The organism is Corallococcus macrosporus (genome assembly GCF_017302985.1).
GTDB lineage: Bacteria > Myxococcota > Myxococcia > Myxococcales > Myxococcaceae > Corallococcus > Corallococcus macrosporus_A.
Genome location: NZ_JAFIMU010000007.1, coordinates 2,265,712 through 2,291,443, shown reverse-complemented (window position 1 = coordinate 2,291,443; position 25,732 = coordinate 2,265,712). Strand labels below are relative to the sequence as shown.

Below are 25,732 nucleotides of genomic sequence, written 5' to 3'. Positions count from 1 at the left end.
GCCAGCAGCCGGGCAGGCGACACCCCTACACCCCCTGAAGGCCCTCGCCCCGCCTACCCGAGCGCGTCGAGCAGCACCGAGCCCCTGCGCTGACGCGGCAGCAGCCGGAAGTGCTTCAGCTCCTTGCGCTTCACCCGCCGCTCCAGCGCGCTGTGCAGCGACACCCGCCCCGGCCCGCGCATCAGCGTGCCCAGCGCGATGGCGATGAGCGCCACGTTGAACTCGTAGCCGCCCTTCGTCATGTCGAAGCCGTTCTTCCCGTGCACCTTCGCGATGGCCATGGCCTGCGTGACGATGACGCCCACCGCCGTGAGGCGCGTCGCGATGCCCAGGATGGAGCTCACCCCGGCCACCAGCTCCGTGATGCCCGTGGCCAGCGCCCACGGCTTGCCGGGCTTGATGCCCAGTTGCTCGAACATGCCCGCGCTCTGCGCGATGCCGTCCTTCTTCAGCTTCGCCAGGCCGTGGTGGATCATCGTCGCGCCCAGCGACAGGCGCGGCGGCAACAGCGCGGCCGACTTCAGCAACGACGGTTGTTCGTTGAGCATCGCCACGTTCATGGGGCTCTCCTCTCGGGACGCAGGCGTCCGGTGGGTGAAGTGCCCCATACGTTGTGACGCATCCGCGCATCCGGCCCCGACGCTCGCAAGCCCCCACGCCCAACGGCCGGGCACTCAGGCCCCTTCACGCTCCGCCAGCGGCACGTCCATCAGCGCCGCCACCTCCGCGCTGTACCCCCCGGGCCCGTCGCCATGCACGATGAGCGGCGCGCGCACCGACAGGCCCCGGTCCTGGTCCCGCAGCGCCTGCACCAGGAAGCGCGTCGCGGGCGCGTCCACCCGCGCGTGCACGGCGCGGAGCACCCGGGGGAACAACCGCGCGCCCGTGAGCACCCCCAGCACCTCCGCCAGCCGCGCCGCCGGATACACCAGGCTCACGCCGCCGCCCGGCCTCAGCGCATGCCGCGCCGCCGCGACCACGGAGGGCGCGTCACACGCCACCTCCGACTTGGACACGGCCCGCTCCGCGTCCGGGCTCACCACGCCCGCCTCGGCCCGGCGGAACGGCGGGTTGGACACCACCTGCGCGTAGGCCCCGGGCACGAACAACGTCCGCGCCTGCCGCAGGTCCCCGAGCACCGGCCGCACCCGGCCCTCGCACCCGTTGAGCGCCACCGCGCGCGTCAGCCGCGCGTGCACCGCAGGCTGAAGCTCCAGCGCATCCACCGGCCCCGCGACGCCGAACTGCTTCACCAGCAGCAGCGACACCACGCCGCTGCCCGCGCCCAGCTCCAGCACCGGCCCGGGAAGGTCGCCGCCTTCCGAGGCCGCGAAGTGCGCCAGCAGCACCGCGTCCAGCGTGAAGCGGTAGCCCGTGCGGCGCTGGAACACGCGCACGTCCGCGGTGCCAATGGAGTCCAGCGTCTCGCCGTCCTCCGGATTGACGGGCGCCACGGTCAGCGCGCGCCGTGCATCCGCTCGGCCACTTCCAGCACGCGCGCCTCGCAGGAGACGCCGTCCAGGTGGCTGGCCTCCACCAGGCCCGTGGGGCTGGTGACGTTCACCTCCGTGAGGTAGTCGCCCAGCACGTCGATGCCCACCAGCGTCAGCCCCTTCTCCTGGAGCGCGGGCTTGAGGCGCTGGCAGATGTGGAGGTCGCGCGCGGTGATCTCCGCCTTCATCGGCGTGCCGCCCGCGGCCATGTTGCCCCGGTGGTCCGCGTCCGACGGCACGCGCAGCACCGCGCCCACCGGGTCTCCGTCCACCAGGATGATGCGCTTGTCGCCCAGGCGGCTCTCCGGCACGTAGGCCTGCGCGAGGATGGGCTCCTTGCCGCCCTGCGTGAGCAGCTCCACCATGGAGCGCGCGTTGCGGTCCCCCGGCGCGAGGAAGAGGATGCCCTTGCCGCCGAAGCCGTCGATGGGCTTCAGGATGGTGCCCTGCGCGTTCTTCGCCGCGAACTCCAGCACCACGGACAGCTCACGCGTGACGCGCGTCTCCGGCATCAGGTCCGGGAAGTTCAGCGTGAAGAGCTTCTCGTTCGCGTCGCGGATGCCGGACGGGTTGTTGATGAAGAGGGGCTTGCGGTCCGGACACAGCTCCACCAGCTGCGTGGCGTGCAGATAGTCCGCGTCCACCGGCGGGTCCTTGCGCAGGAAGAGCACGTCCAGCTTCGACAGCGGCCGCACGTCCTCCGACAGCACGTCGAAGTGGTGCCCCACTTCCCGCCGCACCTTCACCCGGCGCATGCGCGCTTCCGAGCACCGGCCGTTGAAGCGCAGCCACCCCTGTTCGAAGTAGTAGACGTCGTGCCCCCGCCGCTGCGCCTCCAGCATCAGCGAGAACGTCGTGTCGTGGTCCACCCGCACGCTCTCGAGCGGGTCCATCAGGAAGCCAAGGGAGAGGGCCATGAGGGGGCGGAAGATAGCGGACGCCCTCCGTCCGTGCCGCTCCTTCGAGCGCGCCTTCGTCCACCCCGGAACTCAGCGGCCCGGCAGCTCCCTCAGCTTCAGGTTGAGGCGCACGGGCTTGCCTGCCTCCACCGGCACCGCGAGCACCCGGCGCTTCTTGTCCGCGCCCACCAGGACGAGCTCCGCCTGGCCCACCGGCAGCGAGCGCTTCACCAGCGGCGCCTGTCCCAGGGACTTGTTGTTGAGGAAGACCTCCGCCGGCTCGTCCAGGAAGAGCGTCACCTCGCCCTTGCCCTTCCGGTTGCGGCCGGTGACCCGGCTGGAGCTGGAGTCGTCCCGGTCCCGGGGGTCCTTCGCGTCCCTGGCGTCCTTCGTGTCCTTGTCCTTGTCCGCCTCCGCGGTGGCCATGCCCGCGTCGGGCGCGGGGGACTCGCGCGGCCGCAGGGGGACCATCGCGCCCAGGGTCGAGGGGTCGGGCGGAGGCGGCTCCTCGGCTTCCAGCAGCTTCGTGAGCCGGAACGCGCCGTAGGCCAGGCCCAGGATGAGCGACAGGGAGAGCAGCGCCCAGACGGCGCCCAGCTTGGAGCGCTTCACCGGGGGCGCGGTGTCGTCACTGCCGGGGCCTTCCGCGCGCAGCTTCGCGATCTCCGCCTTCTTGCGCGCCTCCACGACGCTGAGCGCGTTGGCCTTGCGCTCCGGCAGGTACGGCCCGTCGTCCTTCTGGAGCGCCCGCTTCGCCGACGCCAGCACCTGGCTGCTGGTGGTGACGTCCGCGCTCTCCAATAGCGAGCGCGTGGCCGCCATGCGCTCCGCGAAGAGGCTCTTCATGAGGGCGGCGCGCTGCTCGGCGTCCATCAGCTTGCCGCCGGCCGCCTTCTCGATGGCGCGCGCCATGTCCCGCCCGGACGGGTAGCGGCGGTCCACGTTGCGCTCCAGCGCGCGCATCACCACGCGGGAGATGTCCTCGGAGATGTGCGGCAAGAGCACGGACGGCCACGGGATGGCGTCCTCGAGGATCTTCACCATCTCGTCGCGCTCGGTCTTGCCCGCGAAGAGCCGCTCGCCGGTGATGAGTTCGTGCATCACCACGCCCACGGAGAACAGGTCGCTGCGGCCATCCAGCGGATCGCCGCGCACCTGCTCCGGGGACATGTACCCGGTGGTGCCCTTCACCGTGCCGACGCTGGTGCGCTCCAGGCTGTTCTTCGCCTTGGCGATGCCGAAGTCGAGCAGCTTCACGGTGCCGTCGTACGTCACCATGATGTTCTTCTGCGCCACGTCGCGGTGGATGACGGGGCTCGCCTCGCCGCCGGGGGACGTGAAGGTGTGCGCGTAGTGCAGCGCCAGGCACACGTCGCGGGCCACGGAGAGGGTGAAGGCCAGCGGCACCGGCTGGCGCTTCTTCAGGCACGCGCTCGTCACCTGGTTGAGGTTCTGCCCGCCGATGAACTCCATGGACAGGTAGAGCCCGTCGTCCTCCTCCCCCAGGTCGAACACCTGCGCGATGTTCGGGTGGTTGAAGGCCGCGGTGATGCGCGCCTCGTCCAGGAACATGCGGACGAACTGATCATTGGAGCGCGCGTCCGGGAGGATGCGCTTGATGACCACGTACTTGCGGAAGCCGCCCGGGCCCGACGTGTATCCCAGGAACAGCTCCGCCATGCCGCCCACGGTCAGCTGCGTGAGCACCTCGTACTTCCCGATGCGCTCGCCCCGATGGAAGTCGATGAGCCCATCCTCCAGCGCCTTGGAAAAAGGGCGCCCGCGTCGTGAGAAAAGCCGGGCCGGACCATAACAGGGCTGTTGCATCCGGGGTCCTTCGTCGCCTCCAGGATGCCCCCAGGTTCCTGTGGATCACCTGTGGAAGGTGTGGACGGGCCTGTGGACAACCGGGGGCCTGGAAGCCCCCCTGTGGATGCCCGGGGGAAACCGGCAATTTGCCCACATGTAGCAGATCGCCGATTCGTGAATGAATCCGGAAGCTTGCTGACTTGTCCCCAACTCGGCTTCCCCTACCGCTTCCACCAGTTGATCAACACTCCAATTAGACTGGTGAAAAGAAGCAGGGCCCGTGCACAAGTCGGAAACCGACAGGCCTCCGGCGCGGGGACACGCTGCTACAGGAGCGTGGCGCGCAGCCGGTCCAGCAGGCCGGGCAGTTCCTGGAGCAGCTGCCGGTCCATGTCCTCCAGCGCGGCGCGGAGCATGACCAGGTCCTCCGGCTCCCGCTCCGCGGACACCATGCGCTGCAGGGCGCGCAGGCGCTGGTTGCGCATGACCAGGCGGGCCAGGGTGTCGTCCAGCTCCGCCGCGAGCCCGGCGTCCAGGCGCAGCTCGTGGCCCACCAGCTCCCGGAGCTGCTCCACGCGGTAGGTGAGCTCCCAGCTCTCCTCGTAGCCCGCGCGCCGGGGCACCATCTGCCCGTACGTCCACCGCTCGTTCACGGTTCCTCTAGTGCGGCCGGGGCCGGGTGAGGCCGGTCAGGGACAGGCGGGTGCGCATGGGGTCCAGCTCCACGTGCATCCGGCAGTCCGCCACGTCCAGGCGCAGGGTGTAGGGAGGACAGGGCGTGTGCCCCGAGTGGTTCTCGGAGGCCTCGGTGCCCATGCGGAACAGCTCGGCCAGCACCGCCTGCCGGACCTCGGCCGACAGCCCGTCCACGGTGGACTGCACGCCCCGGGCGATGAGCACCGTGAACGCCTGCAATCCTGGAGAAACGTGCGAAGGGCCGGCCAGGGTCATCCCCGCGCCCGTTGCCAGAAGCGTACCCTGCGACAGGCCTGTCGTTCCGGGGGGTTGCAGGGCCTCGAAACCCTTGGGGCTGAAAAAAACTCAGGCACGAAAGTGCCCAATCCTGAAACCCCGGGGGGTGGGGTGCCGTGGGACACGGGGATGCGGAGGGGTGTAAAGGCAGGGCAGGAGGCACGATGGCGCGCACGCGGACGGTGGGCAGTGGGGGCCTGACGGGGCTTCCGAAGGCTCCAACGGGCTGGCCGGGGGTGGCCCTTCCGCCTCCCAGGGCCCTGGCAATGGCCCTGGCCGCCCTCCTGGCGTTCGTGGGCGCCTGCCGGGACCAGCCCCCGCTCACGGGCGCCCGGAGCCTCCTGCGGGTCTCCCAGGAGGCCGTGGCGTTCCCGCCCAGCTACCCCGGGGTGGAGCGGGTGATGGAGCTGCGCGTGGTGAACGCGGGCCGCACGACGCTGGACGTGGAGTGGACGGCGCTGGCGCCGCCCTTCTCCGCGGACGGGCTGCCCGCGCGGATGGCGCCGGGCGAGGTGCCGGTCCGGCTGTCCTACCGGCCGGAGGCGACCGGGGTGCTGACGGCCACGCTGGTGGGCCGGGCGCCCGGGGGCGGGGAGGTGCGGGTGGAGCTGCGCGGGGAGGCGAACCCCTTCCCGGACTGCCCCACGCCGGTGGCCTGCCACACCTCCACCTTCGACGTGGCGACGGAGACGTGCGTGGAGGCGGAGCTGCCGGACGGCACCGCGTGCGACCCGGGCAACGCGTGCATCCAGGGCGCCACGTGCGCGGCGGGGCGGTGCCGGGGGACGGAGCGCGTCTGCGACGACGGCAACGCGTGCACCACGGACGTGTGCAGCCCGCTGGACGGCTGCACGTCGGTGCCGGCGCCGCCGTGTCCGGGGGACGGGAAGTGCCAGGTGGGCGCGTGCGACCCGAAGGTGGGGTGCACGCTGGCGAAGGCGCAGGACGGGACGTTCTGCGGCCCCGAGCGCGGCTGTGACGTGGCGGACGTGTGCCTGGACGGGACGTGCCAGCGCCGCGACCCGCCGGACAACTTCGTGTGCTCGCCGTCCAGCCCGTGCCAGGCGCCGGGCAGGTGCAAGGGCTCCGTGTGCGAGCGCTCCGCCGCGACGGCGGTGGTGCCGGACTGGACCTACGACGCGGAGTCCAACGGCGAGGCGCTGCACGACCTCTTGGTGGGGCCCACGGGGGATGTGACGCTGGTGGGCTTCTTCGTGCCGGCGCTGCTGGACGCGGCGGGCCCGGTGCCGGTGCGCGCGAGCGTGGCCGGGCGCCGGTGCATGCTGTGGAACGACCGGCTGTTGTGCATGGACCTGCCGAACTCCGGGCAGGTGTCGCTCTTGGACCGGGTGACGGGCGCGCCCCGGTGGACGTTCGACCTGGCGTCCGCGCGGCCGGACTTCACGCAGGGGCTGACGACGGTGTTCATGGCGCGGCTGGGGGTGATGCAGCCGGACCGGCTGGCGGCCCTCTTCGAGGCGTACCCCGCGGGCACGTCGCGCGACACGCTGTGCCGGCGCTACTTCCTGGTGGTGCTGGATGCCTTTGGCGGCATGGTGTCCGCGCAGGCGCTGGCGGATCCGCTGCTCTCCGAGTGCAACCACCCGCACCCGTACGGCGTGGCGTCCGACGCGGCGGGCGACCTGTACCTGGCGTTCGGGCCCACGCAGAACGACGGGGCGCCGCTGTATCCGGGGGCGCCCACGCTGTTGATGGCGTTCTCGCAGGACGGGGTGCCGCGCTGGCGCAAGACGGAGGCCTTCGCCGCGGGGGAGCTGGCCATCGTGAGCGGGCTCTTGCTCAACGAACGCTCCACGCAGGCGCTGAGCACGCAGGACGGGCAGCCGGTGGGTTCGCAGACCTTCCCCCGGAAGCTGGGCCGCGCGCTGGCGACGTCCGCGCACCTGATTCCCTCGCCGTCGCAGGACACCGCCGAGGGCGGCTGGACGCTGGAGGGCTACGCGCTGCCGGGGCTCGCGCGCTCCTGGACGCATGGGTTCCAGGGGTGGCCGGGGCCGGTGGCGCCGGAGGTGCGGCTGGCCAGCTGGACGTCGTGGCCCGGGCAGCCGCCGGAGACGGTGGTGCTGGGCACGGGCATGGATGCGCGGGGCACGGTGCTGTTCGCGGTGAGCGCGAAGGACGGCAGCGACGTGTTCCAGTGCCCGGTGTCGGATTCGCCGACGCCCGCGCAGTTCCTGGAACTGGGGCCGGACAGCGTGGTGATGATGGACGACGCGGAGACGTGCGGCGAGTGCGATCCCCCGTACGCGACCAGCCAGGCGCGCTTCCGGCGCTTCCCCATCCCCGGCCTGAAGCCCGCGGAGGAACCCTGGCCCGGAACGTTCGGCGGGCCAGGGCACGACCATCACGAGGACCCGGTGCGCGGGCGCTGAAGGCCCGCGACGCGCGTCACGGCGTCAGCGCGGTCCAGTCGCTGTTGGGCACGGCGACGGAGAAGTTGTACGTGCCGTTGGTCCAGCACAGGCCGTAGGGCCCCAACTGGCTGCTGTTGCCCGTGGTGAGCGCGGGCCACGCGCCCGCGTTGTAGACCTGGATGCCGGAGGCGCGCACGCGCGGGAACGCGGGGCAGCGCTGCGCCACGTCCATCAGGTAGTGCGACTCCCACATCGTCCAGCCCGTGGCGAAGCCGGAGTTGCCGCAGATGGGCGTCAGCTTCTCCTCCCACAGGCCTTGCGTGAAGTTGTAGAGCAGCCCGTGCGCGCAGCCGCCGCCGTCCTTGTAGACCTCCGTGAAGTAGCGCTCCTCGCCGTCGTAGATGCGCACGTACTTGCCCTTCCACGTCGCATCCATGCCCTCGAAGGTCTGCCAGCCCGTGGCGCCGTCGAAGCCGCAGTGGTCCCAGAAGCCGTGCGCGTGCGCCGTCGTCGCCATGCCGGTGTAGCGCCAGTGCGCCGTCACCGTCTCCACGCACACGTTGCCCGCCGGCATGTGCGTGGGCGCATAGATGGTCGTCCCGATGGCGTTGTCCGGGATGACCAGGTCCGTCTGCGCGTCGTTGGCCGCGAAGATGCCCTGGCCCTGGTTCACCCAGAAGCCCCGGTCCCCGGAGCCCGGGAAGATGTCCGGGATGGGGTCGCGCGGACGCGGGCGGCTGGAGCGCTCCGGCAGCCGCGCCGCCGCGCCCTTCAGCACCTCGTTCGCCTGCGGCTGGGTGTTGGGAAGCGCCCGGCCGTGCACCGTCTCATTGAAGGGCTCCGGCGCCGCCGTCAGCTCCTGCCCCTCCGGCACCGGCACGCCGTACGGCAGATGGGCGGCCGCGTCCTCCGCCAGCACCGGCGCGCCCACGAGCCCCACCACCACCGTCACGGCCTTCCACGATGTTCCACGCATGTGTCGTCCCTCTCCGGTTGGAGTTGAGAGGGATTAAAACAGCTTAAACGGTAAAATTGGCAATAGTGGTTTACCGCCGAGGGACCCCATCCAGGATGCGCCCCTCCCGCAATGTTCCAGCAGCGTCCTGCGTGAGGGGCAGGCCCACCGCGGTGACGTCCCCGGGCCGGGCGCGCGTGCACCAGCCCAGCCAGGCGCAGAGCGCCGCGTCCAACTGGTCGTGCGTGCACGTCCCCGCGTTTTCGAAGCGCAGACCGGTGGCCTCCAGCAGGGCCTGTCTCCGGGCGCGTCCCTCGGGCGAGGCCTTTGCCCCCAACTTCTCCACAGCCAGCGCGCGCCAGGTGGCACCGGGGAAGGCCTCGAAGAGGCGGGCCCGGGACAGCTCCGGTGTGTCCAGGTCCAGCATGGGCAATCGCGCATGGGCCCGCAGCGCGGCGAACAGCAGCACGCCGCCGCGCACGAAGCCCGCGAAGGGTGGGCCGGGCAGGGGCAGCACGTCCGGCGTCCGGCCCGGAGCCCGCAACTTGCGCTCCGCGTCCCGCATCTTCGCGCCGGGGTTCGCCAGCGCCTGCGGTCCGTCCACCACCACCACGTCACCGGGTCCCACGGCGAAGGCCTCCGCGAGCGCCTCCGGGTCCGGCGCCCTGGGCCAGACGCGCTGGGAGAAGCGCACGCGGCCGTCCGCGTCCACGATGGCTTCGTCCACGGGGCGGGGCGCTCGGGCGAACGGGTCCGTCAGGTCCCAGCCCACGAAGCGGGGCGCGTGCGTCATCGCGTGCCTTCCTGCTGCGGGGCCACGCACCGGACGTTAAGAGGGGCCGCCTTCACTTCCACCCAAGGTGACACGCACATGCACTACCGTCCGCTGGGCCGCACCGGCCTGTTTGTCTCTGAACTGTGTTTCGGCGCCATGACCTTCGGTGGCGAGGGCTACTGGAAGAACATCGGGCAGCAGGGCCAGGCGGAGGCGGACGCGCTGGTGGGCAAGTGCCTGGACGCGGGCATCAACTTCTTCGACACCGCGAACGTGTATTCGTACGGGCAGTCGGAAGCGCTGCTCGGCAAGGCGTTGGCGGCGAAGCGCTCGCAGGTGGTGCTGGCCACCAAGGTGCGCGGCCGCATGGGCCCGGGCCAGAACGAGGTGGGCCTGTCGCGCTACCACATCTTCGACTCCGTGCACGCCAGCCTGAAGCGCCTGGGCACGGACCACATCGACCTCTTGCAGATCCACGGCTACGACGCGGCCACCCCGCTGGAGGAGACGCTGCGCGCGCTGGACGACCTCGTGCGCGAGGGCAAGGTGCGCTACCTGGGCGCGTCCAACCTGGCTGCGTGGCAGTTGATGAAGGCGCTGGGCCTGAGCGACCACCGCGGCCTGTCCCGCTTCGAATCGCTCCAGGCGTACTACTCCATCGCCGGCCGTGACCTGGAGCGCGAGCTGGTGCCGCTGATGAAGGACCAGCAGGTGGGCCTGATGGTGTGGAGCCCGCTCGCGGGCGGCTTCCTGTCCGGCAAGTACCGCCGCGGCGCGGAAGGCCCCGAGGGCGCCCGCCGCACCACCTTCGACTTCCCGCCCGTGGACCGCGAGCGCGCGTACAACGCCATCGACGTGATGGACACTGTCGCGAAGGAGACAGGCACCACCGTGGCGCGCGTGGCGCTTGCCTGGCTGCTGCACCAGCCGCACGTCACCACCGTCATCCTCGGCGCGAAGACGCAGGCCCAGTTGGACGACAACCTGGCCGCGTCCGAGCTGCGCCTCAGCCCCGAGCAGCTCGCGAAGCTGGACGCCGTCTCCCGGCTGCCCCCCGAGTACCCCGGCTGGATGGTGGAGCGTCAGAACGCGGACCGCTTCCCTCCGGCCCGCTGAGCGGGTAACCCAGGGAGTCCCATTCGTACGGATTTTTCCATCATCGCTGGATGGACCCGACCTGCTGCGTACCAACGACGCACCGTGTGAGCGCGGTGCACCTGCTCCCACGGCCTGTCCGGGATGGCAGGCACGGCATGACGCGGGATGCCCTGCGAGTCCGATGGCGAAAGACACCGACGGTGTTTGGGATTGGGACGGACTTCCAATATCTTGGGGACTGCGAAGCGTTCGGTCACTCGAGCGCGTTCCATGGGGCCCACGCGCCTGTCCGGCAGCACACCTGTGCGGTCGGCATCCACGTGGAAGGAGCACGGTCGCCCGGATGACCTTGGAGGTCCGGTGTGCGGCGGCTCTGATGCTTCGTGGGGGGCCTGTCCGGGCCCCGGGTCACTCCCGGGGCCCGGGTAACCTCTTCCCGGTGCGCGAGCGCTAGTTCGACGTGTCCAGGCGCGAGCCGCCGCTGACGTCCAGGTCGGCGTTCTGGGGCCGCTTCGCCAAGCGCACGACGCTGCCGCCGGAGGCCTCGCCGGTGACGCTCTCGGAGGCGTTGGCCTCCACGATGGCGCCGCCGCTGGCGTCCACGTCCAGCGTGGTGACGCCCTGGAGCTGCTGGGCGTGCAGCTGCGAGCCGCCGCTGACCTCGGCATCCAGCGCCCGCGCGCGGCCGGTCATGGTGATTTCAGCGCCGCCGCTGGCCTCGGCCTCCACCTTCTTGGCGTCCACGCCGCGAACGGTGAGCACCGCGCCGCCGCTGGCCTCGGCGTCGAACTCGTCGGACGCGGTGACGTCCGCGTCCATGTGGCCGCCGCCGCTGACCTCCACGTGGTCGATGCGGGGCGAGGACACGATGATCTTCACCCGGCCGTTGAGCCTGCTCCAGCCCTGGCGCTCCACGCGCGTGGTGAGGATGCCGTCCTCCACCTCCAGCTGGATGCGGGAGAGGTTCTCCGCGGAGCCCTCCAGGCGGACGGACTTGGGGCCCACCTTCACCTCCGCCTGCATGCCGTGGCCCACGGAGACGCCGTGGAAGTCCTCCACCTGGCGCGTCTCACCGGAGCCCTGGGACGGCCTGGCCGCGTCCTCCGCGTGGGCGGTGCAGGCGGTGGTGGCGAAGCAGCAGGCGGCAATCAGCGACAGCGAGGAAACCTTCATGGTCGGCTCCGGGCGAGCGCGCGGACGTGGGAACACGTCCGCGCGGAATGCCTCGGGTACGGAGGACGCCGTAGGTCGATTGCGCTTGGGGAGGCGGAACCTGTCCGACAGTCGGACAGGTTCAGGGATTGGCCAGCATCTCCAGGGGGACCCGGACGGAGGTGGTGTCGTCGGGTTTGATCTCCACGAGGAGCTTCAGGGGCCGGCCGGTGCCATCCATGAGCTTCAGGGTGTGCCTGCCCACGGGGAGGGCGACCTTGGTGAGGGGGGTCTCGCCCAGGGAGCGGCCGCCCAGGGACACGCGGGCGGAGGGCTCGGTGACTAGGGTGAGGAAGCCCTGGGGCGCGGCCGCTTCGGTGGCGGTGTCGGGCGGAGCCGGGAGGTCGGCTTCCGTGTCGTCGGCGGGCGCGGCGGCGGTGCGCGGCTTGGCGCGGGCCGGCGCGGTGGCCGGGTCGCTGGCGTCGCGCTTGGCCTTGCGGACGGGGGTGCGCGTCTTGGTCTTCGGGGCCTCGGCGGAGGCATCGTCGGTGGGCGGGGCGACGAGGTCGTCGCTGGCAGGTGCCGGGTCCGAGGGCGCGGCGTCGGCGGGAGGCTCGGCCTGGGCCACGGCGGTGGTGGGTTCCGGCGCGGCGGGTTCGGTGGGGGCGGGCTTCCGGGCCTCGGGTTCAGCGGGAGGAGGCGGTGGAGAAGTTGTGGAGGAGTTCGCGTCCGGCTTCGGCGCGCGAGCGGAGCTCCACAGCGAGGACACGCGGCCGCCGTCGAGTCCCAGGGCGACGGTGATGCCGAGGCCCGCGACGGCGAGGAGCACGATGCCGCCCGCGATGAGTCCGCCTCGACGGCGGGGAGCGGGGGCCTCGGCCTCGGAGAGGAAGTCGTGAGGTTCGGTGGGGCGGCCGGCGGCGCGAGCCGGGGGGGTGGCGCGGGCGGGAGGCGAGGACTTGCGGCGGGAGGAAGGCGGGCTTCGGACCGCGGGCGTCTTCTCCGGGGCCTCCTCGGGAGGCAGGGACGGCACGCGGGAGATGGCCGTCTCGTTGTCGTTCAGCAGGGCCTGCGGCGGGGTGTGCGGCTGGGTGACGCGGATGCTGTCCTGCGTGGAGGACCGTGACGGCCGGGGGCGGGAGTCCTCGGGGCCGTTGTTCGAGGAGCCGCGAGGCGGGCGGGGCCGCGAGTCCTCCGCGCTGCTGGTCGAACCATCGCGAGCTGAACGAGCACGAGCGTCCTCAGCGGATCCATTCGCGCCATTGCGAGCCGGGCGCGCACGTGCATCCTCACCCGTCGCGCTGAAGGCTTCGCGGGGCGGCTTGGGCCGTGCGTCCTCGTGAGGCGCGTTGACGGCTTCACGCGGCGGACGGGGCCGCGAGTCCTCCGCGTCCCGTGCAGCCCTTGGCTTCAGCTCCTCGGTCCGGGGCTCCGCATCCCGCCCGGAGTCCCTGGCGGAGCGCTGCCTGGAATCTTCCGGCGCCCCGTTCGCCGCGTCCCGCCCTTCGCGTCCACTCCGGGCCCGGGGCTCGTCGGGCGGGGGCACGAAGGCCGGCGGCCGCGCCTTCGGCTCCTCGGGAGGCGGGGCACCCACGCGCGACAGCGGCGTGAGGATGGTCTCGCCCTCGACGTAACCGGGGGACGTCGTCACCTGGGACGCGGTGATGCGCAGCGCCGAGTCCAGCATCACCGGCGGCAGGGCCGGCTGGGTGCGCACGCCCGGTTCGGAGTCCTCGGGCCGCGCGGACAGCTCATCCGTGGGCGGCGGCGCGGGCGGAGGCGACACCCGGCGCGAGGACGGCGCTGGGGCCGGCTTGCGGATGGCCAGCTCCTCCGTCGTGTTGCGGCGGCCCGTGCCCAGCGGAGCGGCCGGCGCCGCCTTCGCCGGAGCGGGAGCCTTGGGAGGCGCCGCGGGCGCGCGAGGCGGCAGCGTGGAGGAGATCTGCGGCAGCGCCCCGTTGGGTGGAATCGTCACCGGCTCCGGGACTTCCGCGCCCCGGGCCAGCACCTGCGCCACCTGCGTCTCGCTGGAGGTGCCATCCCCGGTGGACTGCCCGCTCATGAGCAGCAGGCGGGTCTGGTCGCGGCGCTCGGCGAACAGGCGCAGCATCAGCTCGCTGCTCTGTTCGGGGTGCCAGATGCGCGGGCCCACGGCGCGCTCGATGGCGCGGGCGAACTCCAGCGTGGAGCCGTAGCGGTCCTCGCGCCGCTTCGCGAGCGCCTTGAGGACGATGGCGTCCAGCTCCGGCGGCACCTCCTTGTTCACGCGCGAGGGCGGGGTGACGTCCCCGCTGAGCACCGCGTTCATCATCGCTTCCGCGGTCTTCGCGTAGAACAGCCGCATGCCGGTGAGGCACTCGTGCAGCACCACGCCCAGGCTGAACAGGTCGCTGCGGGCGTCCAGCGGGTCGCCCATGATCTGTTCCGGGGACATGTAGCCGCTGGTGCCCTTCACCATGCCCACCTGCGTGCGGCCCGCGCGCGCCAGGCTCTTGGCGATGCCGAAGTCGAGCAGCTTGGTGACGCCCTCGTACGTCACCATGATGTTCTTCTCGGCGACGTCGCGGTGGACGACGGGCGAGGGCCGGCCCAGCGGGTCGGTGAAGCTGTGCGCGTAGTTGAGGGCCACGGCCGTGTCGCGCACGGCCATGAGGCTGAGGCCCATGGGGATGGGCTCGTGGGCGGAGCGGCACGCGCGGGCCACCTCCACCAGGGTGGCGCCCGGGACGAACTCCATGGCGAGGAACAGCTCGCCGTCCGCCACGTCCAGGTCGTACACGTGGGCGATGTGCGGGTGGTTGAACGCGGCGGTGACCTTGGCCTCGTCCAGGAACATCCGGACGAACTCCTCCTCGCCGCGGATGTCGGGGAGGATCTGCTTCAGCACGACCATCTTGCGGAAGCCGGCCAGGCCCTTCTGGGCCGCGAGGAAAATCTCCGCCATCCCGCCTGTCGACAGGCGGCAGAGCACCTCGTACTTGCCCAACACCCGGCCGCGGAACCCGTCCGGAGTGAGCGTCAGCGTCGTCCCAGCCATTGAAGGGGTCCGACTCTACACCGGTGCAGGCACCTGCGCGAAAGGCCCGGACCCCCGTTTCTGGCCGGATGCCAGGGTTTACGAGCAGGCCCCTCCGTCCAGGCGAGGACAGGGTTTCCCGAGGGGTCGCGCACGAACTGTCCGACACCGGGGGACGGCCCTGGAAATGGACGGACAGAGACGTTCGCCCCGCCGTGGGCTACGACGGCGCCGACATGGACACCTCCGCCTCCCCGCGCACCGTCACTGGCCGCGTCGACGTGCATCCCCGTGGCTTCGGCTTCCTCACCGTGCAGAAGCCCGGCACCCCGGAGGTGCTGTCCGCCTTCATCACGCCCCCGGACCTGAACCCCCTCTTCGCGGGCGACGTCGTCTCCGCCACCGTGACCGCGTCCGGCGAGGGCCGGTGGACCGCGTCCGGCCTGTCGCTGGTGGAGCGCACCCGCACCGTCGTCTATGGCGAGGTCGTGTCGCGCAAGGGCGCCTTCTTCCTGCGCATCGACAAGGAGGTGTCCAACACCGACTGGCCCCTGGACCCGGGCTCCACCCCCGTCCAGCACAACGACGCCGTCGTCGCCCGCATCGCGGACGGCAAGGTCGTCCTCCTCTACAAGCTGGAGCCCGGCGCGGACCGCTCCCTGGAGCGTGTCATCGCCCGCCACGGCCTGCACCGGGACTTCCCCCCGGAGGTCATCCAGGAGGCCCTCCGCGCGAAGGAGACGCCCCACGCCCTGGGCGGCGCCCGGCGCGACCTGCGCTCCATCCCCACCGTCACCGTGGACGCGCCCTCCACCCGCGACATCGACGACGCCATCTCCGTGCTGCCCGCGGGCCCGGATGGCGCCCTGCGCCTGCTGGTGTCCATCGCGGACGTGGGCGAGTCCGTGAAGGAAGGCTCCCCGCTGGACCTGGAGGCCCGCGCCCGCGCCACCAGCGTCTACCTGGCCGGCCGCGTGCTCCCCATGCTCCCGGAGGAGCTGTCCGCGCACTGGCTCAGCCTGGTCCCCAACGAGGAGCGCCACTGCCTCACCGTGGAGTTGCGCATCGACCCCGACGGCCGCGTCACCGCCGCGGATGTCTATGAAAGCCTCATCCGTTCCTGGGCGCGGCTGAACTACGACGAGGTCGCGGAGTTCCTCAACGACGGCACCGTGTCCCCCGCCATGGAGCCCGTGCGCGAGGCCATGCCCTGGTTCCGCCTGGCCTCCGCGCGGCTCGCCGTGTCCCGCGCGGCCCGAGGCGGCATGACCATGTCCCGCGACGAGGCGCGCTTCACCTTCGACACCGCCACCGGCGCCGTGTCTGGCCTTGCCGGGGAGAAGGACACCTCCGCGCACAACATGATTGAGCGCTTCATGGTCGCGGCCAATGAAGCCATCGCCACCTGGCTGATGACCCGCGGCGTGCCCACCGTGTACCGCGTGCACGAGCAGCCGGACCCGCAGCGCGTGGCGGACGTGAACGCGTTCGCGCTGCACTCGGGGTTCGCGGCGGGCTTCGGCGCGCAGCTCACCCCGCTGGCGCTGGCCGCGTTCGACCGGCAGATCGCCGGCGCGAAGGCGGAGGCCGCGCTGCGCTCCGTGCTGCGCCGCTCGCTGGGCCCGTCCCGCTACACCGTGATGCCGGGCCCGCACTTCGGCCTGGCCGCGCCGCTGTACCTGCATTTCACGTCGCCCATCCGCCGGTACGCGGACCTCGCGGTGCACCGGCTCATCAAGGCGTACCTCCACGGCCGGCGCGACTTCGTGCACCAGGATCCGGAGATCGAAAAGCTCTCCCAGCACATCAACGTGCGCGCCCGCTCGGCCAACCGCGCGGAGGTGGACCGCCACCACGAGCTGGAGGCGCGCTTCATGTCCACCCGCATCGGCCAGCAGTTCCCCGCGCGCGTCGTGCGCGTGAAGCCCTTCGGCCTGGTCGCGCAACTGGATGGCATGTGGGTGGAGGGCATGGTGCCGGCGGAAGGACTCGCGGGCGGCCCCTACCGTCCGGACGCGCGCGAGCTGTCCATGGTGGGCAAGACGCGGACCTTCACCGTGGGCATGCCCATCACCGTGAAGGTCGTCTCCACGGATGAGCAACTGGGACGCGTGGAGTTCTCCCTGGTGGAGTAGCGGCCGCGCGCTGAAACACAGACATCCGGAAGGGGTGATGAAGGTGACTCACCCCGCCCGCGGCAGGCCTTCCGTGGACATCACCAGCGTCTTGCCGAGCACCCAGCCCAGGAGCCCGGTGGAGGACTTCACCAGGTACCAGAGCTCCGCCGTCGCCTTCGCGGGGACGCTCGCGGCCAGCACCCGCACCTTGGAGCCCTGCGCCGTCACGGCCACCGTGGCCCCGTGCCCCGAGCGGTCCTGCTTCAACTGGAAGGGCTTCGTCACCGTGGCCTCCAGGCCCGGTGACGTGGCGTCCACGCCCACCGCGTACAGCTCCTGCGGCACGTGCACCAGCTTCCACGCCTTGCGGTCCAGCGTGTATTTGTCGCGCTTCTGCCAGAAGTTCATCCACGTATCGACCAGGACGATGCCGTTGCCCGTCGCCTCCGACAGCGCGTGCACGTCCCCCAGCAGCTTCAACGCCTTGCCGTCGTAGCCATAGACGAGGACGTGGTGGTCCTCGTCCGTGATGCCCGGGGACTGCACGACCAGCTCCTTCCACTTGTCGCCCGTGGCCAGGTCCACCACCGTGAAGCCGCGCACCTCACCGCCGGACGCGTTGCCCTGTGCCGTGGCCGCGCCCGCCTTCAGCGTGAACCCGCCGCCCTCCGCCGTGAGCGACACCGCCTCCGGCTTGCCGTCCCCGTCCAGGTCCACCTGCGCGGACGTCACGGGCTCATCGTTCTTCTGGGCAACGGCGGGCACACCGGTGAGCAGCACGGCGGAGGACAGCACGGCCAGCAGGGATGTCTTCACGGAAGAAGGACCTCGGTGGAGGAGGGACCCCGCCCACGCTAGCCGCCCGTCAGGCGCCCGGACACACGCTTTCACCCCGAGCGGCGGAAGCGCCCCCGGAAGTGACGGTCCAGGTACACCTCCGCGTGCGCCAGGGCCTCGCGCGCCCCGGAGGACAGCTCCAGCGAGGCCGCGGCCAGCCGCGCCTGGCGCATCACGGCGCCCCTTCCGTCCCCAGCGGAACCCACGGCGTCCACCACCGTGTCCACCTTGGCGTGCGCGGCGTCCACCACGCCCTTTGCCTCCTCCAGGGACACCTCCCCCTCCGCCAGCGCGGTGAACAGCTGGCAGCGGTAGCGGCGGCAGGCCTCCGGGCGCTCCTCATAGACGGTGCAACACAGCCCGTTCAGCGCGGCGCAGCGCTGGGGCAGCACCTGTGCGCCGTCCTCCTTCACCGCCAGTGGCAGGCCGCGCTGGCGCAGGGCCTCCGCCTCGGCGGGCGTGAGCGGCACCTGGGTGAAGAGGGTGCCGTCACAGCACATCCCGCAGTGGAGGCAGAGGGTGGACAGGGCGGAGGACATGGCGCGTGCGGGATAACCCCCCGCGGGGGAGCGAGTCATCCCCGACGTGTGTGTAACCCCAGACCTCCGTCCCCCAAGGCGAGCCATGTCTCACCAGCCGACATGCGACAATCCCCCCTGTTCCATGTGTCAGAGTCACCTGGATTTCATGGGTTGCGCCCGACCCGAGGGGAGGGACAGGTCTGCACCTGTCTCAAAAGGCCATGCTCCTGTCCGTGGTGGAAATTCTCTGAGCGTGAGAAGCCAATGCGAAACAGTCCAGCCCGTGGCCAGGGGCACGGCCCGAAGGTCTGAGTGCAGAAGGGGTGAATGATCTCCACTCTGTGGGAATCCGAGTTCCCCGGGTCGCCAGCAACTTGGGGACAACACGGTTTCTTCGGACGTCGTAGATTCATGCCCCGTAGGACATCAGGGAGCCCCCATGCACACGGACACTCACGACGCGCCGGCCGGCCGCGAAGCCCTCCTCGGATACCGGGTGGGGACGGAGCTCAGCGCGGCGGCCTCGTTTGGCGCGGACTTCTCTTCCGGGCGTCTGGTGCAGCTGTCGCTGGAGCACCTCACGCTGCACCTGGAGTCGCGCGCGGTGCCGCGCAAGGGGCAGGCCGCGTCCGTGGTGGTGGGGCAGGGTGAGCGCTGGGCCACCGCGCTGGACGCGGAAGTGATTGGCGTCAACGCCATGCGCCCGGAGGTGAGCCTGCGCTTCGTCGCGCCGCCGCTGGACGCGGGCCGCCGCATCGTGGGGCTGCTGGAGTCGCTGCGTGACAACGGCCAGCTGCTCACGCCGGAGACGCGGCCCGTGTGGCGCGAGCAGATCGACCGCTCGGAGCGCGTCACGCGCATCTGTGAAGCGCTCGCGTCCCGGCAGGCCCGCGGCGTGCTGCGCTCGCGCGACGGCCAGGCGGTGGCGGAGGTCACCTGCGCCTTCTTCGAGCCGCTCCAGGACGCGTTCGCCTGGAACCTGCACGGCGCGCTGCCCGTGGGCCCCTTCACCCTGGAGGCGTTCGGCTACTCCAGCGTGGTGCACTTCCAGATGGACGCGGCGCGCATGGAGGGCGGCCTGCTGGTGATTCCGGTGCCCACGTCGCTGGTGCGCTTCCGCCACCGGTGGCTGCGCCGCACGCAGGCCAGCGCGTCCTGCACGCTGGAGTTCGACCATCCGCTCTGGCCCCAGGTGCACGTGCACCGCGGCCTGCTGGATGTCTCCTACGAAGGCCTGTCCTTCCTCACGCAGCCGGGCGAGGACCTGATGTACCCGGGCCTGCGCCTGCCGGTGATGCAGGTGTCCCTGGATGGCCACGCGCCGGTGCGCCTGCGCGCGGAGGTGCGCAACATCTCCAGCACGCCCCACGGCCGCCGCTGCGGCGTGAGCGTGCGGCCCCTGGACGCGCAGGAGGCCCGCGCGTGGCGCGCGCTGGTGGAGGCCCAGGCCCATCCGTCCACCAAGGTGGAGGGCGACTGGAACGACGCCACCTGGAAGCTCTTCGAGCGCTCCGGCTACTTCCGCCTCCCGGGCAAGGAGCCGGAGAAGTTCACCAGCCTGCGCGACCAGTTCTCCCGCACGCAGGACAAGCTCCAGGAGGCGCCGCTCCTGGGCTACCGCGTGGCGCGCCCCGCGGAGGACGGCAGCATGGAGGCCACGCTGTCCGTGCTCAAGCCGTACGCGGGCAGCTGGATGGCGCACCAGCTGGCGCGGCACCAGCCTCCGGGCAGCCGCTCCACCGCGCGCGAGGCCCTGCGCGACATCTACCTGCGCGGCTACGAGCCCACGCAGGCGGACCCGGAGGTGAAGTGGTTCTTCGCCTACTGCGAGGCGAACGTGCGCTGGGTGCGCTACACGAAGTTCGACTTCGCCACCTGGTACGCGGACACCGGCCAGACGTGCCTCGTGCCCTTCCGCCTGATGGAGGGCGAGGTGGACAGCGTCTGGACGAAGCCCGCCAACATCACCCTGGGCTCGGCGACCGCGGAGGAGCGCGACAGCTTCTTCGCCCGCGTGGCCAGCACCCACCCGGAGGCTTATCGAGAAGCGCTGGACCTGGTGCCCGCGCGCTTCGACCTGGAGACCACGCGCACCGGCTGGGGTGACGCGGGCCTGTCCCGCGAGCGCGAGCTGGTGGTGGCCCGCCATGAAGGCCGCGCCGTGGCCTTCGCGGTGTTCGAGTCCGCGCAGCCGGGCCTCAACCTCTTCAACGTCCTGGACGGCGTGCGCCTGGTGCCGCTGGAGGACGACGCGAAGCCGGAGGTGCAGGACGCGTTCGTGGCGCTGCTGGGCCAGGCGGCGGAGTGGTACCGCGCGCGCGACCGCAAGGTGTTCGTCCACTACGTGGAGGCCACCTGCGTGGAGTACGCGGAGCGCGTGTCCCTGGCGGACCTGGGCGACGGCAAGCTGTGGGTGATGTCCGCCCGCCTGCTGCCGGAGTTCCTGGAGCACCTCTGCGAGTCCACCACGCCGCGCGCGGCGTAGTGGACTCGAGGGGCGGGGGGCCTACAGCCCCTCGTCGTCCGGGTCCGGATAGGACTCCAGCTCCTCTTCCTCCTCCTCCACCGGGGCGGGCGCCTTGCCGTGGCGCCCCTTGCCGCCCTTGCCCTCGTGCGCCGGGGCGCCGAAGTCCGAGTCCGGACCCACGATGTAGCCCTGGCGCCCCTGCTGGATGCGGCGCAGCAGCCCCTCCTGCTCCAGCGCTTCGAGCAGCCGCGCGAAGGTGGAGAAGCCGTGGTCGCGCTCGTCGAAGTCCGGCTCCTTGCGGACGATGGTCTCCTTGACGAGCGACGGGTTGAGCGGGCCCGTGGCCCGGCGCAGCAGGCTCTGCACCACCTCGCGCGCGACGGCGGGCACCTCCGCCTTGCCCTTGCCGCCCTTGGACTCGGCGCCCTCCTTGGAGCCCTTGCCCTCGTGGCCCTTGTCGTGGCCCTTCCCGCCCCGCTTGCCGCCCTTGCCCTCGTCGGACTTGGAGCCCCGGCCGCCGTGGTCCTTGTCCTTGTCCTTGTGGGAGGACTCGCCCCGGTGCTTGGGCTTCATGTAGATGAACTGGTCGCACGCCCGCACGAACATCTGGGAGCTGGCCTCGCGCACGGCCAGGCCAATCACGGTGCGGCCGTTCTCACGCAGCTTGTACGCCAGCGGGCAGAAGTCGCTGTCGCCAGAGGCGATGACGAAGGTGTCGATCTGCTCGCGCGCGTAGCACAGCTCCAGCGCGTCGATGACCAGGCGCATGTCCGCGCTGTTCTTGCCGGCGCGGGTGGAGGGGGGCACGTCCACCAGCTCCACGCCCACGTCGTGCAGGCGCTGCTTCGCGTCCTCGAAGCGCGACCAGTTGCAGTAGGCGCGGCGGAAGACGACCTTGCCCTGCTCCAGGAGCTGGTCCAGCGCGGGCTGCAGGTCGAAGTTGTTCGCGCTGATGCCCGTGTTGGTGACCAGGTTCTCGAAGTCGATGAAGAGTGCGATGCGGTGCTGCTCGTCGGTACGTCCAGCCAAAGGTGCCTCGTATTCGTGTGCGAGCGGTCCTTGGCTCGCGTGCGCTCCACCCTACTGTGGGGACGCTGCCGCGCGCACGGTCCGTGTTCCGCCCTGAACATTCAGTGCTGCCCACCCTACGTTTGCGGTGTGGGCCCGGGGGCAGCGCCCCCGTGACACGGAGGTATAACGATGATGCACGGATTCCCCAGACGATGGCGAGCGATGGCGTGGGCCGCGCCGACGCTCGGTCTCTTGTTGTGCGCGGGCCCTTCGCTCGCGCGTGAGCCGCAGATTGGCAGGGGCGAGGACACGAGCCCCGCCTACCAGTCACAGCTCGCCGAGCGCGCGAGCACCAGCCCGTCGAACGTGGTGAGCACCGTGCCCACCACGTCCCCGGACCTCATCTCCCCGAACCAGACGGTGCGACAGCTCACCCCGGACCCGGACCGGATGCGCCAGGTCAGCGGGCCGGTGGTGAAGCGCAGCGGGATGACGCTGTACGTGCAGGACGTGTCCGGGCCGGTCATCCCCCTGGACCTGAGCGCCCTGCGCATCCACCAGCAGCCCCAGAAGGGGCAGGAGGTCCTGGCCCTCTACCAGGTGGAGGGGAAGACGGACAACGTGGCCCTGTCCCTCAGCGCCGAGCGCTAGTTCGGCTTCGCCCCACCGCCGCGCACCTCGTCCAGGACGCTGAGGTCCACGAGCCCCGCGATGTCGTCGCTGGGGATGAACCCCAGCGACTTCGCGTGCTCGGCGGAGCCCTTCAGCGCGGCGGGCACCGGATCCAACCCCGGCTCCAGGCGGGAGAACGCGTCCTGGAGCACGGGCGCGGGCAGGGGCTTGCGCGTGAGCTGACCGAAGGCGGCGTTGACCGACGTGGCGAAGGCCGCGGGGTCCGCGCGCCACCGCTCCGTGAGCTGCACGTGCGTGCGCAGGAGCGCCGCGATGCGCGGGCGCTGCGTCTCCAGCACCTTCTTCGTCGTCACCACCACCGTGGTGGGGAAGCGCTTGTCCGGCCAGAGGTCGCGCTCGTCCACCAGGATGTGACCGCCCCCTTCGGCGAGCATGCGCGCGCCCCAGGGCTCGGGCACCCACGCGCCCTCGATGGCGCCCTGGAGGTACTGGGCCAGGATGTCCGGGTTGCTGATGGGAATCACCTGCACGTCGCCGCCCGCGTCGGTGGCCAGGCTCAGCTTCTGGGCCTTGAGCCAGGTGCGCAGCGCGATGTCCTGCGTGTTGCCCAGTTGCGGCGTCGCCAGCTTCTTGCCCTTGAGCTCCGCGGCCGTCTTCACGTTCTTCACCACCAGCACCGCGCCGCCGTTCACCGCGCCCGCGATGATGCGCAGCTCCTTGCCGGCCTTGAGGTACGTGTTGATGGCGGGGCCCGGGCCCACGTAGGCCACGTCCACGGAGCCCGACACCAGCGCCTCCATGGCGGCGGGGCCCGCGTTGAACTGCCGCACCTCCACGTGGCCCATGCCGGGCTGCGACCCGAAGAGCCCCTCCGAGTTCGCCACCAGCGCCTGCGCGTGCGTGATGTTGGGGAAGAAGGCCACGCGCAGGGGCGCGTTGGCGCCGGAGGGCGTGTCCTTCTTGCAGGAGGCGACGCCGGACAGGAGGACGCAGAGGCCGAGCAGCAGGGACAGCGGACGCGCGGAAGACATGGTGCGTCACGCTAATGGAGATTCCCCGCCCCTTTTCAATGCCCGTGAGTGCGGAAGCGTCTTGGGGCTCACACGGACGCCGTCAGTCCCCAGCGGCGCCGCAGGCGCGCCTCCACCGTCTGGAAGAGGACGCGGTCCACCGTGATGCCAATGAGGATGATGGCCAGCATCACCGCCATCACCTGCGACACGTCCATCAGCTCGCGGCCCATGGTGAGCAATTGGCCCAGGCCGCCGGAGACGAAGAGCAGCTCGCCCGCGAGCAGCGCGCGCCACGCGAAGCTCCACCCCAGCTTGAGCCCCGTGACGATGCCGGGCAGCGCGCCGGGCAACAGCACGCCGAAGTAGAAGCGCAGGCCCCGCACGCCCAGGGTGCTGGCCACGCGCGCCAGCTGCGGATCCAGGCCGTTGACCGCGTCCTCGGTGGCGATGGAGATGCCCAGCACGCTGCCCATCACCACCACGAAGAGGATGGCGCCGTCGTTGAGGCCGAACCACAGCAGGGCCAGCGGCAGCCAGCAGATGGAGGGCAGGGCCTGCAGCCCCATCACCACCGGCTTCACCGCGTTGCGGAAGAAGGCCAGCCGCGCGATGCAGAGCCCCAGCGGGACGCCGATGGCCACCGACATGACGTAGGCGTGCGTCAGCCGGCCCAGCGAGCGCAGCGTGGCGCCGCCGAGCTGTCCGTCGCGGGCCATGGCGAGGAGCGTCTTCACCACCTCCAGCGGCCCGGGGAACAGGTGCTTGTTCCACACGCCCGAGCGCGACAGCACCTCCCAGACGGCGAAGAGCAGCGCGATCATCCCCAGCTTCTGCGCCCACTTCAGCATGGCGGTGTCCCTCGCTGCCTCTAACGACTGGTCACGATGCGGGTGCGTGGCAGGCTGGACGGGGTGCGCGTGCGGCGCTGCAGGGGCTCCTCGGGCGGGGCCTCCAGCGGGGCTCCCTCCGCGGCGCGCAGGCGGTGACGGATGTCGCGCGCCATGGCGTCCAGGGACGGGTCCTCCAGCGAGCGCGGCATGGGCAGGTGGATCTCCAGGTCCTCCACCACGCGGCCCGGGCGGGGCGCCATCAGCACCACGCGGGTGCCCAGCATCAGGGCCTCCTGCACGTCGTGCGTGACGAACACCACCGTCTTGCCGGAGCGCAGCCAGATGGACTGCAACAGCTCCTGCATGTGCACGCGCGTCTGGGCATCCAGCGCGCCGAAGGGCTCGTCCATCAGCAGCACGGTGGGGTCCACCGCGAGCGCCCGGGCCAGGCTGGCGCGCATCTTCATGCCGCCGGAGAGCTGGTGGGGCAGCGTGTCCGCGAAGCCCTCCAGGCGCACGCGCTGGATGAAGGTGTCCGCCCGCTCGCGGCGCTCGCTGCGCGGCACGCCCCGGGCGCCCAGCGCGAAGGTGATGTTGCCGCGCACGGTGAGCCACGGGAACAGCGCGGCCTCCTGGAACATCAGCAGCCGGTCCGGCCCGGGCCCCTGGATGGGCTTGCCGTCAATGGCCACGCTGCCGCCCGTGGGGGACACGTGGCCCGCCAGCGCGTAGAGCAGCGTGGACTTGCCGCAGCCGGAGGGGCCCAGCAGGCAGACGAACTCCCCCGAGCGGACGTTGAGGTTCACGTCCTTCAGCGCCACGACCTTGTTGGCGTAGTGGTGGTCCAGCTGGGCGATGGAGATCTTCGCCCGGTCCGCGTTCACGTGGGCGGGCCGGAGCAGGTGGGGCGCCACCCGGCGCAGGCCCCGCATCCGCTCGATGAGGCGTCGAAGCATTCGCCAGAACCTATTCATCTGCCCCCAGGTCGCACAGGCGGGTCCTGGAAGCGGGCAGGCGCCTTTCACTGTAGGACAGGAAGTGAAGTCCGCGCTGCCCGGCCGGCTGCTTTTCAGGCCGTGGCGGCCCGCTCCGCCCTGCGGTGCGCCAGCGTGCGGGAGAGCAGCCACACGCTGAGGGCGAGCACGCCCAGGCCCACGCCGGTGAAGGCGCCGCCCACGCGCAGCGACGCCCGCCGGTGGTCCTGGGACACCGCGAGCGCGTCCGTGCGGGGACCCGTGAGGTAGCGCCGCACGGTGTCCGCGTAGGCCCGCGCCTCCGCCTCGTCCTCCGTCCACTGGTAGGCGAGCGGCTGGACGCCGGAGGCCGTCTGCAGCTGGGCCCGGAAGATGGGCGCGGCGCCGCTGCGGGTGCTGCGGCTGCGCGCCACCTCCACGCCCTGGATGGACGCGGGCGCGTAGCGGCCCACCTCCTCCTCTCCCAGCCAACTGGAGCGGGAGAGGACGCACGGGCCCTGGGGCTCGCATCTGAAGTCCATGCGCGCCTTCTGGTTGAGGAAGAACACCCCCAGCACCAGGAAGGGCAGGGCGAGCATCAGGAAGGCCGTGGCACCGATGGCGGTGGCGCGGCTGCGTCGGTAGGCGGTGGGCGCACGCACGGCTTGCGTCTATAGACCCGCGCGCCCCCGAGGGGGCAGTGGTTTCACGCGCCCGCGAGTGTCGCCCTCCAGGCAGGCGGGCGGGCGGCCCGGGCTGTTGCGGCCGGGGTCCCAAGTCCGCACCCCTTTGTCCTGGGACGTTCA

The 25,732-nt window shown here is 71.5% G+C and carries 22 protein-coding genes; 5 read left to right on the top strand and 17 right to left on the bottom strand.

What is annotated here, in order from left to right; all coding sequences use genetic code 11:
* Positions 1-53: 53 nt before the first annotated feature.
* The 6 genes from JYK02_RS21755 to JYK02_RS21730 all read right to left on the bottom strand — a co-directional run bounded on the left by JYK02_RS21755 (position 54) and on the right by JYK02_RS21730 (position 5,152).
* Positions 54-560: a DoxX family protein gene (locus JYK02_RS21755; protein WP_207053705.1), complete on the bottom strand. Its 507-nt coding sequence runs from the start codon at positions 558-560 to the stop codon at positions 54-56.
* Between the two features lie 114 nt (positions 561-674).
* Positions 675-1,454, bottom strand: a complete 780-nt coding sequence (locus JYK02_RS21750; RefSeq protein ID WP_207053703.1) for a methyltransferase — start codon at positions 1,452-1,454, stop codon at positions 675-677.
* A 2-nt stretch (positions 1,455-1,456) separates the two neighbouring features.
* Complete coding sequence (gshB, locus tag JYK02_RS21745) at positions 1,457-2,410, bottom strand: glutathione synthase (RefSeq protein WP_207053702.1); 954 nt, start codon at positions 2,408-2,410, stop codon at positions 1,457-1,459.
* 72 nt (positions 2,411-2,482) lie between these two features.
* Positions 2,483-4,219: a serine/threonine protein kinase gene (locus JYK02_RS21740; RefSeq protein WP_242588837.1), complete on the bottom strand. Its 1,737-nt coding sequence runs from the start codon at positions 4,217-4,219 to the stop codon at positions 2,483-2,485.
* Between the two features lie 308 nt (positions 4,220-4,527).
* Positions 4,528-4,854 carry a hypothetical protein gene (locus JYK02_RS21735; protein ID WP_347402546.1) on the bottom strand — a complete coding sequence of 109 codons (327 nt, stop codon included), beginning with the start codon at positions 4,852-4,854 and terminating at the stop codon, positions 4,528-4,530.
* A 7-nt stretch (positions 4,855-4,861) separates the two neighbouring features.
* Positions 4,862-5,152 carry a hypothetical protein gene (locus tag JYK02_RS21730; RefSeq protein ID WP_207053701.1) on the bottom strand — a complete coding sequence of 97 codons (291 nt, stop codon included), beginning with the start codon at positions 5,150-5,152 and terminating at the stop codon, positions 4,862-4,864.
* A 185-nt stretch (positions 5,153-5,337) separates the two neighbouring features.
* Between JYK02_RS21730 and JYK02_RS21725 the strand changes: the two genes are divergently transcribed.
* Positions 5,338-7,566 carry a tenascin-X gene (locus JYK02_RS21725; protein ID WP_207053700.1) on the top strand — a complete coding sequence of 743 codons (2,229 nt, stop codon included), beginning with the start codon at positions 5,338-5,340 and terminating at the stop codon, positions 7,564-7,566.
* 16 nt (positions 7,567-7,582) lie between these two features.
* Here the strand turns inward: JYK02_RS21725 and JYK02_RS21720 are convergent, their stop codons facing one another.
* Both JYK02_RS21720 and JYK02_RS21715 read right to left on the bottom strand, forming a co-directional pair.
* On the bottom strand, positions 7,583-8,524 hold the full coding sequence (locus tag JYK02_RS21720; protein WP_207053699.1) for a hypothetical protein: 942 nt from the start codon (positions 8,522-8,524) through the stop codon (positions 7,583-7,585).
* A 70-nt stretch (positions 8,525-8,594) separates the two neighbouring features.
* Positions 8,595-9,296 carry a DUF429 domain-containing protein gene (locus JYK02_RS21715; protein ID WP_207053698.1) on the bottom strand — a complete coding sequence of 234 codons (702 nt, stop codon included), beginning with the start codon at positions 9,294-9,296 and terminating at the stop codon, positions 8,595-8,597.
* A gap of 78 nt (positions 9,297-9,374) precedes the next feature.
* On the opposite strand from JYK02_RS21715, the gene JYK02_RS21710 reads away from it, so the two are divergent.
* Positions 9,375-10,394 (top strand): aldo/keto reductase, encoded by a 1,020-nt coding sequence (locus JYK02_RS21710; RefSeq protein WP_207053697.1) that lies wholly within the window; start codon positions 9,375-9,377, stop codon positions 10,392-10,394.
* Positions 10,395-10,826: 432 nt separating this feature from the next.
* Here JYK02_RS21710 and JYK02_RS21705 read toward each other — a convergent pair whose 3' ends face one another.
* Both JYK02_RS21705 and JYK02_RS21700 read right to left on the bottom strand, forming a co-directional pair.
* Positions 10,827-11,549, bottom strand: a complete 723-nt coding sequence (locus JYK02_RS21705) for a head GIN domain-containing protein (RefSeq protein WP_207053696.1) — start codon at positions 11,547-11,549, stop codon at positions 10,827-10,829.
* Between the two features lie 121 nt (positions 11,550-11,670).
* Complete coding sequence (locus tag JYK02_RS21700) at positions 11,671-14,565, bottom strand: serine/threonine-protein kinase (RefSeq protein ID WP_207053694.1); 2,895 nt, start codon at positions 14,563-14,565, stop codon at positions 11,671-11,673.
* A 215-nt stretch (positions 14,566-14,780) separates the two neighbouring features.
* Here JYK02_RS21700 and JYK02_RS21695 point away from each other — a divergent pair, with 215 nt between their 5' ends.
* Positions 14,781-16,679 (top strand): ribonuclease R family protein, encoded by a 1,899-nt coding sequence (locus JYK02_RS21695; RefSeq protein WP_207053692.1) that lies wholly within the window; start codon positions 14,781-14,783, stop codon positions 16,677-16,679.
* A gap of 48 nt (positions 16,680-16,727) precedes the next feature.
* On the opposite strand, the gene JYK02_RS21690 is transcribed toward JYK02_RS21695, so the two are convergent.
* Positions 16,728-17,477 carry a hypothetical protein gene (locus tag JYK02_RS21690; RefSeq protein WP_347402545.1) on the bottom strand — a complete coding sequence of 250 codons (750 nt, stop codon included), beginning with the start codon at positions 17,475-17,477 and terminating at the stop codon, positions 16,728-16,730.
* A gap of 71 nt (positions 17,478-17,548) precedes the next feature.
* Entirely contained in the window at positions 17,549-18,037 is a 489-nt protein-coding gene (locus JYK02_RS21685; RefSeq protein ID WP_207053690.1) for a YkgJ family cysteine cluster protein, read from the bottom strand.
* A 421-nt stretch (positions 18,038-18,458) separates the two neighbouring features.
* On the opposite strand from JYK02_RS21685, the gene JYK02_RS21680 reads away from it, so the two are divergent.
* Positions 18,459-20,504 carry a PilZ domain-containing protein gene (locus tag JYK02_RS21680; RefSeq protein WP_207053689.1) on the top strand — a complete coding sequence of 682 codons (2,046 nt, stop codon included), beginning with the start codon at positions 18,459-18,461 and terminating at the stop codon, positions 20,502-20,504.
* A 21-nt stretch (positions 20,505-20,525) separates the two neighbouring features.
* Here JYK02_RS21680 and JYK02_RS21675 read toward each other — a convergent pair whose 3' ends face one another.
* A complete protein-coding gene (locus JYK02_RS21675; protein WP_207053688.1) occupies positions 20,526-21,515 on the bottom strand; it encodes an NYN domain-containing protein in 990 nt (329 codons plus the stop codon).
* A 204-nt stretch (positions 21,516-21,719) separates the two neighbouring features.
* Here JYK02_RS21675 and JYK02_RS21670 point away from each other — a divergent pair, with 204 nt between their 5' ends.
* Positions 21,720-22,148, top strand: coding sequence for a hypothetical protein (locus tag JYK02_RS21670; RefSeq protein WP_207053687.1), 429 nt, complete (start codon positions 21,720-21,722; stop codon positions 22,146-22,148).
* Here JYK02_RS21670 and JYK02_RS21665 read toward each other — a convergent pair.
* From JYK02_RS21665 to JYK02_RS21650, 4 genes are all read right to left on the bottom strand, one after another.
* The gene (locus JYK02_RS21665; protein ID WP_207053686.1) at positions 22,145-23,161 is read right to left on the bottom strand and encodes an ABC transporter substrate-binding protein; all 1,017 of its coding nucleotides are present in this window, start codon (positions 23,159-23,161) and stop codon (positions 22,145-22,147) included. The two genes, JYK02_RS21670 and JYK02_RS21665, sit on opposite strands and share 4 nt — an antisense overlap.
* 68 nt (positions 23,162-23,229) lie before the next feature.
* Entirely contained in the window at positions 23,230-23,991 is a 762-nt protein-coding gene (locus tag JYK02_RS21660) for an ABC transporter permease (RefSeq protein ID WP_207053685.1), read from the bottom strand.
* Positions 23,992-24,011: 20 nt separating this feature from the next.
* Positions 24,012-24,929, bottom strand: a complete 918-nt coding sequence (locus JYK02_RS21655; RefSeq protein ID WP_207053684.1) for an ABC transporter ATP-binding protein — start codon at positions 24,927-24,929, stop codon at positions 24,012-24,014.
* 113 nt (positions 24,930-25,042) lie between these two features.
* Positions 25,043-25,588 (bottom strand): hypothetical protein, encoded by a 546-nt coding sequence (locus JYK02_RS21650; RefSeq protein ID WP_207053682.1) that lies wholly within the window; start codon positions 25,586-25,588, stop codon positions 25,043-25,045.
* Positions 25,589-25,732: the final 144 nt, after the last annotated feature.

Coding starts and splice junctions, on each gene's coding strand:
- JYK02_RS21755 (WP_207053705.1), bottom strand. CDS start 560: ATGAACGTGGCGATGCTCAACGAACAACCGTCGTTGCTGAAGTCGGCC.
- gshB (WP_207053702.1), bottom strand. CDS start 2,410: ATGGCCCTCTCCCTTGGCTTCCTGATGGACCCGCTCGAGAGCGTGCGG.
- JYK02_RS21740 (WP_242588837.1), bottom strand. CDS start 4,219: ATGCAACAGCCCTGTTATGGTCCGGCCCGGCTTTTCTCACGACGCGGG.
- JYK02_RS21730 (WP_207053701.1), bottom strand. CDS start 5,152: ATGACCCTGGCCGGCCCTTCGCACGTTTCTCCAGGATTGCAGGCGTTC.
- JYK02_RS21725 (WP_207053700.1), top strand. CDS start 5,338: ATGGCGCGCACGCGGACGGTGGGCAGTGGGGGCCTGACGGGGCTTCCG.
- JYK02_RS21720 (WP_207053699.1), bottom strand. CDS start 8,524: ATGCGTGGAACATCGTGGAAGGCCGTGACGGTGGTGGTGGGGCTCGTG.
- JYK02_RS21715 (WP_207053698.1), bottom strand. CDS start 9,296: ATGACGCACGCGCCCCGCTTCGTGGGCTGGGACCTGACGGACCCGTTC.
- JYK02_RS21710 (WP_207053697.1), top strand. CDS start 9,375: ATGCACTACCGTCCGCTGGGCCGCACCGGCCTGTTTGTCTCTGAACTG.
- JYK02_RS21705 (WP_207053696.1), bottom strand. CDS start 11,549: ATGAAGGTTTCCTCGCTGTCGCTGATTGCCGCCTGCTGCTTCGCCACC.
- JYK02_RS21700 (WP_207053694.1), bottom strand. CDS start 14,565: ATGGCTGGGACGACGCTGACGCTCACTCCGGACGGGTTCCGCGGCCGG.
- JYK02_RS21695 (WP_207053692.1), top strand. CDS start 14,781: ATGGACACCTCCGCCTCCCCGCGCACCGTCACTGGCCGCGTCGACGTG.
- JYK02_RS21685 (WP_207053690.1), bottom strand. CDS start 18,037: ATGTCCTCCGCCCTGTCCACCCTCTGCCTCCACTGCGGGATGTGCTGT.
- JYK02_RS21680 (WP_207053689.1), top strand. CDS start 18,459: ATGCACACGGACACTCACGACGCGCCGGCCGGCCGCGAAGCCCTCCTC.
- JYK02_RS21670 (WP_207053687.1), top strand. CDS start 21,720: ATGGCGTGGGCCGCGCCGACGCTCGGTCTCTTGTTGTGCGCGGGCCCT.
- JYK02_RS21665 (WP_207053686.1), bottom strand. CDS start 23,161: ATGTCTTCCGCGCGTCCGCTGTCCCTGCTGCTCGGCCTCTGCGTCCTC.
- JYK02_RS21660 (WP_207053685.1), bottom strand. CDS start 23,991: ATGCTGAAGTGGGCGCAGAAGCTGGGGATGATCGCGCTGCTCTTCGCC.
- JYK02_RS21655 (WP_207053684.1), bottom strand. CDS start 24,929: ATGCTTCGACGCCTCATCGAGCGGATGCGGGGCCTGCGCCGGGTGGCG.